A 9909-nucleotide genomic window follows, 5' to 3' on the forward strand; every position below is an offset into this window, starting at 1 on the left:
ACAATAGTCTTAAACATAGGAATTACTAACGGGGGAAATCATGACGAAAGTTGATTTGGTAGCAACGGACTTAGATGGGACGTTTTTGAGTGATACAAAAAGGATTAACGAGGACTTTTTCGACCAAATATTAAAGCGTCTCGAAGCGACTGGTGGGCACTTTGTGATTGCGAGTGGTCGTGATGAAGAGCAAATTCATAAGCAATTTAAGCCATTTGTTGGGCGTTATGATGTTGTGGCCGACAATGGTGCAGTCGTTCGAACGGCCAACGGTGAATTGTTAAATGTGTCTGGCCTATCTGTAGCAGAGGTTGAAACGATGATGCAAGTTGTCGCTGATTTGCCGTTCGACCCACGCCAAGGTGCCCTATTCACTGGGCATGAGGCAGTTTACATGTTGCGTGATCAAGGTCGTTTGAACTTGGCCCATCAATCATTGGTCTTGATGATGTTTTCAAATATTAAGATGATTGATTCATTAGATGAGATTCACGAACCGATTTTGAAGGTGACAATCACGTATGCTGAGCATCAAATGATGGATTTCATTGCTGCTGTGCGTGAAGCGTTGGGTAATCGCGCCCACGTGACGACATCAGGGTACGGATCAGTTGATATTGTGGCGCCGGATGTTAATAAAGCGAATGGATTGGCTTATGTTGCGAAGCATTATGGCCTTGATTTGGAGCGAGATTTAGTTGCCTTTGGTGATGGTTTGAATGATGCCGAAATGTTGGCAAAAGCGAAGCGTCCATTTGCGATGCCAAATGGTGATAAAACGTTAATTGCGACCTACCCTGTTGCGGATGCTGATAATAACCATGACGGAGTTTTAACGACTTTGGAAAATTTATTAAATAAATAATAAGACGGCAATACGTTTCAATATGCAAAATTATGCATATTGAAACGTATTTTTGTATACGAAAATTCCCCTCCAGCTTGACGTTCAAAAAACGACTTTGTGAAGTTCACAAACCAGCAACATTGTTGATTTAAAATTTAAAGATGAAGTTAAATGTTTGTTCGCATCGAAGCTCAAGGAGGAATAATCATGGCATATATGGTATTTAAAGTTGGCACATAACGGGTGTCATGCACTGTATATGATGGTGAACAACCAAAAGAACGATCTGGATTCGATGTTTTAGGGGCTGATGAACAGATTGTTGCCAAGATGAAGCGATTGATTAAGCTATACGGCGCCTTTTATACGTTGAAAAGTGTCGGTGTACTAACCGAAACTGGTGATTTTAAAGAAAAAACGCTGCAAAAGTTGCCGGTAACAGTAGGTAAATTTGCGGCTGAAGACACAGTCAAAACCGCCTGCCAAATGTATGATACAAACAACTAAAAGCTATTTGTGAAGGATATCACAACAAAAGGTTTAGATTTTATAAAGATGGTAGTGAATGTTTTCACAAAACAGTCATATCAAGGGCTCAGGGTGACCAGAAATAAAAAATCACCGTCAAAAATGACGATGATTTAGCAATTATTTGAGATTATCCATTGCTTCGTTAAGCAATTTGTCTACCAGAATGTTACCTGCACTGGTTGCGTGACCCTTCACCCAGATGAATGACAAACGATCCTTTACTTGTTGCACCAAATCATAGACTTGTTGCCAAGCAGTCAAATTAGCGATTTCGCCGGAAGCTTTGCGCCAACCCTTTGATTGCCAGTTGTACATCCAATCCGTAACGGTATCTAGGACGTACTTTGAATCGCTGACAATCGTGACTGGTTCAGAAACTTTGGCCATCTGCAAAAGCGCGTTGATTAGACCAAGAATTTCCATTTCGTTGTTCGTGCGACCGTAAAAAGCGCCACTGTCTGAGAAGACTGGTGTCTGCATATCTGAGCCACGATAAATAGCAATCGCCCAAGCAGCTTTGTCAGTTGGACGCACGTGGCCACCAGCTACATTGCCTGTATTGCGACTACCACCGTCCGTGAAGATGTAATAATATTCATTTTTTGCATCGAATTTACCATCGTAAGCTGTTTCGTATTTACGAGATAAATCACCTGAAGCGCCAGTTTGATCATCAAACCAGGCTTGTGCTTCAGCGCGCGTTGCAAAGCCCTTGTACTTTGGTGCTGGCTTTGTGTGGGTGTACTTTTGAACCTCAGACCATGGCTTGGTGTAGAGGCCCTCGAACTGGTTTCCGACAATTGCGTAGGTCTTCATTGTTTCTCCCTAATTTTCGATTAATCTTATATAATATCATAGCTTAAATTGATATGTAACGGAATTATTCAGCTATTTTTTATTCGAAGGGGAACCGGATGTTTAAGTATTATTTCACTTATGAACCATCGATTCCAACGGGCATTGGGTTTGGTCAATTTTCATTGACGCACGGCACAATGCTTTTGCTAATGGCGGGTTTGATTTATTATATTGTCCGCTATTATATTGCAGCAACTGACAGTCGTCGTCGCCACATACGTTGGGGGATTGCGATTGCCATTTGGACGATGGAATTATTTAAGGATTTCTATTTGGCTGTGACTGGTCAATGGGAACCAAGTTTGTTGCCACTGCATTTGTGTGGCTTTGGGTTGATGATGATTGCGGTGGATGCTATCCATCCTAACAAAACCACCCGCGAAATCTTGTATAGTTTGACGATTTGGGGTGCCTTTGCGGCTGAAATATTCCCAGATTGGGCTTACTATCCAATTATGAATCAATGGGCATTACAAAGCTTCTTGATCCACGCATTGTTGATTGCCTATCCAATGATGTTGATGGTCAGTGGTGAAATGGTGCCGAACTGGCGTGAATTGTGGCGTCCAGTATTATTCTTGGTGGTTGTCGTGCCGTTTGTCATTTGGGTAAATGGGCAATTGGGAACGAATTTCTTCTTCCTAAACGTCGCAGCGCCAGGTTCACCGTTGGAGCCTTTGCAACAAGCGTTTGGTCACGGTGAGTTGTACATCACCGTCGTTCTGTCGCTGTTGGCATTGTTGTGGGTGATTATGTACACGCCATGGGAATTTGCCAAGCGTCGTAAGGCAGCGGTTGCTGTCACAGTATAATCTAATATGAAAAAACGGTAGAACCCTAGGTTCTACCGTTTTTGTGTTTACAATGGAATTTTTAAATCACGGTCAGGCTGAATGAGGTTAGTTTTCTTAACGAAAATCATGTTCATCAGCCAAGCTGAGATAACAGGGGCGATGATATATGCACCAAGCAGTCTCAACCAAATATAGGCGCCGTCAGAGGCTTGCAAGGCGGTTAGGGGGCCAATTAGGCCAGATGCGCCAAAACCAGCTGAAAACGGCGTTCCTTTGATTGATAAGAGCGTTGCGACGCCACCAGTGATTCCGGCAGCAATCATGACTGGAATGAATAGTAATGGTTTGCGCAACATATTGGCCATTTGAATTTTTGGTGAGCCGATAACGTGGGCAATTGTGCCGCCGATTGGGTTCACTGAAGCGCTCATCCAGGCTAATGTTAGCGAACCAGCCACGATTCCAGCGTTTGCCGCACCAGATCCCACGCCGGCAATGCCAAGCGCAGTCGCAATCCCGACTGATGAGATAGGTGAAACAATCAAGGCTGCAAACGCAAGTCCTAGGAAGATGCCCATCGGCAATGGTGAAAGGTGGGTTGCCACCGCGACAACATTACCAATCGCATTTTGAATATGAATCATCCAAGGCAAGGTCGCTAATCCGATGCCACCACCAATCAATAACGTGATAGTGGGCAATAAAATAATTTTTAGTTGACCGAGCCGAGGTTCCAACACAATCACGAGAAAAGCTGAAATGAACGTGACAAGCATAATGTTCAAAATCGCACCGGTACCGGCTAGGGTATAGGTGTTATTCGGATTAATCGTCACCACGCCGGCTGAGACGACGCTCGCTAGACCGATTGAGGCCGACGCTAATGTACTGAGACGTAGGAAATAACCGACCGCAAATGCGGCAATAATCGGCAACATGCTTTGTGAGACATTCGTCATCATCGTGATGAGACGAACCCAAGGATGTTGGCCGAAAAGTAATAAGACCTGGCTCGTTAAAGCAGGTGGCAACAAAGCGATGATAATGCCGAGGCTATTACCATTTAAGACGTTCAAGGTGAAATCTTGCCAATTACGGCGCGGTGATACAAACGTTTCAGGGTGCATCGTTAGCGTCTCCTATTTATGGGTGCGGAAATTAAAACGCCGATTTGAAAGAACAAATCGGCGTTGATTTGTTGATACTAATCATACGGACAAACCGGTTAGTGTCAACTAGTTATTTAACTTTAATTTGTGATCTAAGTGGCTAAAAACAATTTTATCGGCATAACCGATAACGACTCCTTGGAAAAAGAATGAGACCAAGGTTCCGATGTTAACCGCTACCAGGTTTCCAGTGAAGGCCCAAACAGCCATTGAGATGACCATTGGAATGGCGAAATTAACAATTTGCGCGACACCGGCGTTTCCCTTGAAGAACATGAAACGCGTTAGGTTTGTTAGGTCATCTAGGGGATGCAAAATGAATTGCAAACGCTGGGTGATTGAAACCCCACAACCGACTGAAACGATTGCAATTAAATCAATCAACAAGCGGGTGGACATTGGTAAATCACCGATGCCTTGTGCGACAAAGAATGATGAGACAAAGCCGATAATGATACTAAACGTCAAGACGAATAGTAAATTACCAATCACGCGTGGCCAGTCGATGCTCTTCAAAAGAATGCAACTAAGAATCGCAGCGATAAACCCGTATGCAAACAAAAACACACTGATTGATAGGCCGGTTGCGTTGGCAAGATTGGCTGCAGATGCCGTCCAGGGCGCTGACCCCATGTTGGTGGCAACCGTTAAGCCGTTACCGACAGCGTTAAAGAGCAAGCCAGCAATAAAATAAAGTCCTGTTTCACGACTGCTTAAATTGCGCAGCTGTCCATTTTCGTTGTACATCGTCATTCACCTCTTTCTCTATTCTAACAGTATGTGTTAGTGAACAAAACGACTGTCAGGACTTTTTAAAAGGTTAATTAACGAGGTTATGTTACGATAATGTTACAAATGGAGAAATTATTATATAGGGGGACTTAATTATGGGTGCTTATGGAGCTTTTTGGCGTAACTATTTTAACTTTTCAGGACGGTCAACACGATCAGAGTTTTGGGTACCATACATTTTGAATATTGTGATTGCGTTGGTTTTGGGGTTCTTGGCAGGGCCACAAAGTAGTCACTGGTGGACAGCACCATTCGGAATTGCGACGGTTGTGTTTGGTTTGTTGATTATCATTCCAATGTGGGCGTTGATTATTCGCCGCGTGCGCGACACAGGTGTTAAGCATGTGGTTCTTTGGGGCGTATTGGGAGTCATTTTCAACATCATTGCGTTCATTTTTGGTTTCATTCCAACAAATCAATTTAAGTAACGGGAATGTTCGGAAAAATAGAGATAATGTTCGTGTTTAGAGGCCGTTTTCGGCCTCTTTTTATTTATTGTTTGCAAAACCTTTGTGTTAATCGTTTTAATGTGCGACAATAGTTAAGTTGTTTTTAGAAAAGTGAATACATTTTATAAGGAGTTTTGCTTCATGTTTGAACGCTACTTCAAGTTGTCTGAACTTGGGACGACGATGCGCACGGAATTTTTGGCCGGTGCGACAACGTTCGTTTCAATGGCCTACATTCTCTTCGTTAACCCATCTGTTTTGGGTGCTGCGGGGATGGATAAAGGGGCCGTGTTCACGGCAACTGGATTAATCACAGCGATTGCAACCATCTTTATGGGTGCCGTTGCACGTTATCCTTTCGCCATTGCACCGGGACTTGGTGTGAATGCCTTCTTTGCTTACAGTGTGGTAATCGGAATGGGCGTTAAATGGCAAACGGCATTGGCAGGCGTATTCGTCGCCGGTGTCATCTTCTGGATTTTGACAGTTCTCCGCATTCGCGAAACGATTATCAACGCCATTCCAGCTGATTTGAAGGCTGCTATTGCGGGTGGTATCGGTTTGTTTATTGCCATGATCGGAATGGTCGACGGTGGGATTGTCGCGGCCAACAAGTCAACGATTATTGGTTGGGGTGACTGGAGTAATCCACAAGTGATGCTAACGATTTTCGGTGTCTTGATCAGTTTTGCGTTGTTCGCACGTAAGATTCCAGGTGCCATCTTTATTGGTATCGTGATTACATCAATCGTTGGATTGGTAACAGGTTTGATTCCTGCACCATCTGGTATTGTTGCTGGTGTGCCAAGTTTGGCACCAACGTTTGGACAAGCCATCTTCGGTTTTCATGACGTCTTCACAATGCAGATGATTCCGGTTATTTTAACGTTCTTGCTCGTGGCATTCTTTGACACGGCTGGTTCATTGGTTGGAATCGCTCGCTCTGGTGGGTTCTTGGTCAACAACGAATTGCCACGTGCTGGTAAGGCTTTGATGGCTGACTCAATCGGAATGCTGGGTGGTGCCTTGTTGGGAACGTCACCTACAACGGCGTTCGTTGAATCATCAACTGGAATTGCTGTTGGTGGGCGTTCAGGAATGACATCAGTGTTTACAGGAGTCTTCTTCTTGTTGGCATTGTTCTTCTCACCATTGTTGGTTGTTGTGACGTCTCACGTGACGGCACCAGCTTTGATTGTAGTAGGTGTGTTGATGGCTGGAAATCTTGCTGCTGTTAACTGGGAAGATTTCCCAATTGCCGCTGCGTCATTCTTGACGGTTATTGGTATGCCATTGGCTTACTCAATTTCAGATGGAATTGCCATTGGATTTATCGTGTACCCATTCTTGATGATCGTTACTGGTCGCGGCAAGAAGGTTCACCCAATTATGTATGCACTAGCGGTTGTTTTTATCGGCTTCATTTACGTGCTACAAACTAATCACTAATAACACTGTTTCATGTGAAACAAAAATGGGCAGGGATACCAATTTTGGTATCCCTGCCCATTTGTTTTAGTGAGATTCGATGAATGCCTTAAAGTTTGGCATGACCGTATCCAACCAGGCGATTGTGCTTTCATCAGTGACGTCATCTGTGCCACTCAACTTTTGGTGACCGGCACCAACTAGCGTATCATTACCCATCAAAACGGGTGATTGTAGGGCAAACAAAATATCGCGCAAGTGCATTTGCGCATAAACTGTTCCCAAAAATCCAGGTGTGGTACCCATGATTAATGATGGCTTGTTGATCATGACCTTGTCGACACGTGACAACCAGTCGATGGCGTTCTTTAGGACACCTGGAATTGAGTGTTTGTACTCAGGCGTCAACCAGATGACACCGTCGGCCTCTTTAACAGCTTGTTTGAAGGCAACAACTTCTGGTTAAGGAGTTAGTTCATCATCCACACTGTAAAATGGCAAGTTATTGATAGAAAGAACATCAATAGATAGGTCATCAGAACCGTAACGCTTGGCCAAAAAGTTAGCCAAGACACGGTTTAATGAGTTCTTGCTGTTACTACCAACGATTGCAACGTATTTCATAAAGCTTATTCTCCTACGTTAAATTGAAAAATACTGTCTTCAAGTTTACAGCAGGAACGATGAAAACCAAAATGATAGCCATTATTTGGCAGATGTTTGTTGATACGGAAACAAAACCCACCTATAATGAAAGTACTATAGGAGGGCTTTTGTTATGGACCAACAACGCGTTTTCATTCAGAGTTATATGTCATTAATGAGCAAGTTAGTCGGATTGAATCAATCGAAGATGAGCGAAAAACTTGCTGACTATCGTCACCCAGAAGTGGAGACACTAGAGTTCATTGCGAATCATCCAGACGATGCAAACGTCACAAAATTGGCGGAATATTCTGATATGACGCGTGGTGCAATTACAAAAATCACGAATAAGATGATTGAAAAAGGGCTAATTACTGATTATAAGAAGCCCGAAAACAAAAAAGAACGTTACTTTACGCTGACCGACAAGGGGCGCGAAGTGAATGAAGTTCATGAGTCGTTGAACAACGAATTTTTCGATCGGGACAAGCCGGTGTTCAATGCGGTGAGTTCAGCAGACCTTGATAAGATGATTGCGTTTGCCCAGACCTACAGCCAATTTTTGGATGCTGAAATAGCGAAAACAAAAGAATAAATACTTAAGCTGCAACTGGTTTTAAACAAGTTGCAGTTTTTTATTGCTCTTATTTTGTTGACAAGGAAACAAAATAGGTTTAAAGTGTATTTTTGTTGACAAGGAAACAAAAAGAAAAGTCGAATGAATCGACGATTCTTGCTCATAACAATTAAACGAGGTTTTATCTATATGTTCCATTCAAAGACGATGCAAGCCGAACCGCTACCTGCTAATTTGGTTAGCATTGCGTGGTTGCTAGTTCTTGGTGCGATGGCGCCTATGTTGGACTCAACGATGGTGAATATTGCTGTTAATCAACTGCGCATTGATTTTGGTACTAGTCTGGCACTAATTCAGTGGACAGTTACTGGCTTTATTCTAGCGATGGGTGCTGCCGTGCCATTTTCAAGTTGGCTAGTTGATCGCTTTTCCGGCAAGACGGTCTATTTCTGGTCAGAAATCGCATTTGGTGTTGCGTCACTGCTTGCTGGCCTATCAGGTAATGTTGAAATGTTGATTGCATTGCGCATTGTGCAAGGATTTGCGGCTGGTATGATTATGCCGGTTATGTTCACGCTGCTAGTTGATTTATTTGGCGGTGACAAAATGGGTCGCATGATGTCGATTATCGGTGTACCTATGACATTAGGTCCAATGGCCGGACCAATTATCGGTGGATTGATTGTCCAATTGATTTCATGGCGCTGGATTTTCTTCATTAATGTGCCAATTGTTTTAATCTCAGCATTGATGCTATATAAGAAGGTACCAGCGATTGCGCCTAAAAATCCATCTGCTACTTTTGATGGCTTTGGTGTTGGACTGTTGGTTGCACTTTCAGTAACGTTTGTTTATGGTACGGTGCAAGCCAGCACGACCGGATCGTTTAACAACCATCTAACGGTTGGCTTCGGTGCGGTGACAATCGTTATTTTAATCGGGTACTTGTTGTATGCTTGGCGTTATCCAAATACGGCAGTGTTACCCCTTCGTCTTTTCAAGCACCGCAATTTTTCAGGTGCCATGCTAGGGAACCTACTAGCCGGCTTTATCACTAGCGGACCAATGATTTTGTTGCCCCTCTTTTTCCAAGATGTTCGTGGTGAAAGCGTCATTATGGCTGCAGTATCACTCATTCCACAGAGTGTCGGTATGCTAGTTTCACGTGGAACAATTGGTAAGATGATTGATACGCTTGGTGCTCGTTTGGTTGTCGTTGTGGGGACAGTGCTTACTATTATTAGCACGTTACCATTTGTATTTTTTGATGCCCAAACGGCTTACTGGTTAATCGCCATTGTGATGTTTGTTCGTGGTGTCGGTGGTGCGGCGGTTAAGTCAGCCATTCAAGCTGATGCATATGTTGGTATCGATCGCGCTGACTCAGGTAAGGCATCATTGGGATCTAACTTGTTTCAACAAGTTGGTTCAGCTTTTGGTTCAGCTGTCCTAGCCACGCTGGTCGCTGGCTTTGTTAGTGCACATCATATTGTTCAAACAGCCCAATTGTTGGGTGCATACCAATATGCATTTGCCTGGGGCACGGCCTTTGTTGTCTTGATGATTGTCCCGGCATTCATGCTAACTCACAAAGTTAAGTAAATTTACTCCACAAAACTGTTCATCCTGGCATGAACAGTTTTTTATTTAGGAGGATTAAATGACATTCAATGTCAGAGGTTGTATATTTAGTCCCGGATTATTCATCAAGACAAACAAAAACCCGCTGAAACGGCAAGTTAATACCGTTTCAGCGGGTTTTGCGCTTTCACCCGTTGGGTGAAAACCATAGGAGCTCTTTTTTATGATATTTTGTTAG

At 43.4% G+C, this 9909-nt stretch carries 10 protein-coding genes and 1 pseudogene; 7 read left to right on the forward strand and 4 right to left on the reverse strand.

Translation table 11 applies throughout. The features are described 5' to 3' along the window. Window positions 1-40: 40 nt before the first annotated feature. The gene (locus tag C6P11_RS00105; protein ID WP_135517875.1) at window positions 41-865 is read left to right on the forward strand and encodes a Cof-type HAD-IIB family hydrolase; all 825 of its coding nucleotides are present in this window, start codon (window positions 41-43) and stop codon (window positions 863-865) included. 312 nt (window positions 866-1177) lie between these two features. Continuing rightward, window positions 1178-1354 (forward strand): hypothetical protein, encoded by a 177-nt coding sequence (locus C6P11_RS00110; RefSeq protein WP_210114202.1) that lies wholly within the window; start codon window positions 1178-1180, stop codon window positions 1352-1354. Between the two features lie 141 nt (window positions 1355-1495). Here the strand turns inward: C6P11_RS00110 and C6P11_RS00115 are convergent, their stop codons facing one another. After that, window positions 1496-2194, reverse strand: a complete 699-nt coding sequence (locus C6P11_RS00115; RefSeq protein ID WP_135517877.1) for a ribonuclease H family protein — start codon at window positions 2192-2194, stop codon at window positions 1496-1498. A gap of 98 nt (window positions 2195-2292) precedes the next feature. Here C6P11_RS00115 and C6P11_RS00120 point away from each other — a divergent pair, with 98 nt between their 5' ends. Then, window positions 2293-3048 (forward strand): YwaF family protein, encoded by a 756-nt coding sequence (locus C6P11_RS00120; RefSeq protein ID WP_135517878.1) that lies wholly within the window; start codon window positions 2293-2295, stop codon window positions 3046-3048. Window positions 3049-3095: 47 nt separating this feature from the next. Here the strand turns inward: C6P11_RS00120 and C6P11_RS00125 are convergent, their stop codons facing one another. Next, window positions 3096-4157: a PTS sugar transporter subunit IIC gene (locus C6P11_RS00125; RefSeq protein ID WP_135517879.1), complete on the reverse strand. Its 1062-nt coding sequence runs from the start codon at window positions 4155-4157 to the stop codon at window positions 3096-3098. A gap of 108 nt (window positions 4158-4265) precedes the next feature. After that, window positions 4266-4946 carry a hypothetical protein gene (locus C6P11_RS00130; RefSeq protein ID WP_135517880.1) on the reverse strand — a complete coding sequence of 227 codons (681 nt, stop codon included), beginning with the start codon at window positions 4944-4946 and terminating at the stop codon, window positions 4266-4268. 140 nt (window positions 4947-5086) lie between these two features. Here C6P11_RS00130 and C6P11_RS00135 point away from each other — a divergent pair, with 140 nt between their 5' ends. Then, on the forward strand, window positions 5087-5419 hold the full coding sequence (locus tag C6P11_RS00135) for a DUF805 domain-containing protein (RefSeq protein ID WP_135517881.1): 333 nt from the start codon (window positions 5087-5089) through the stop codon (window positions 5417-5419). 162 nt (window positions 5420-5581) lie between these two features. Further along, the gene (locus tag C6P11_RS00140) at window positions 5582-6889 is read left to right on the forward strand and encodes an NCS2 family permease (protein ID WP_135517882.1); all 1308 of its coding nucleotides are present in this window, start codon (window positions 5582-5584) and stop codon (window positions 6887-6889) included. Between the two features lie 66 nt (window positions 6890-6955). Here the strand turns inward: C6P11_RS00140 and C6P11_RS11125 are convergent. Next, window positions 6956-7492: pseudogene (locus C6P11_RS11125) on the reverse strand (NADPH-dependent FMN reductase). Window positions 7493-7646: 154 nt separating this feature from the next. Here C6P11_RS11125 and C6P11_RS00150 point away from each other — a divergent pair. Next, on the forward strand, window positions 7647-8108 hold the full coding sequence (locus C6P11_RS00150) for a MarR family transcriptional regulator (protein WP_135517883.1): 462 nt from the start codon (window positions 7647-7649) through the stop codon (window positions 8106-8108). Window positions 8109-8279: 171 nt separating this feature from the next. After that, entirely contained in the window at window positions 8280-9692 is a 1413-nt protein-coding gene (locus C6P11_RS00155; RefSeq protein WP_135517884.1) for an MDR family MFS transporter, read from the forward strand. Window positions 9693-9909: the final 217 nt, after the last annotated feature.

Origin of the sequence: Weissella confusa (assembly GCF_004766315.1) — a bacterium.
Classification (GTDB): domain Bacteria; phylum Bacillota; class Bacilli; order Lactobacillales; family Lactobacillaceae; genus Weissella; species Weissella confusa_A.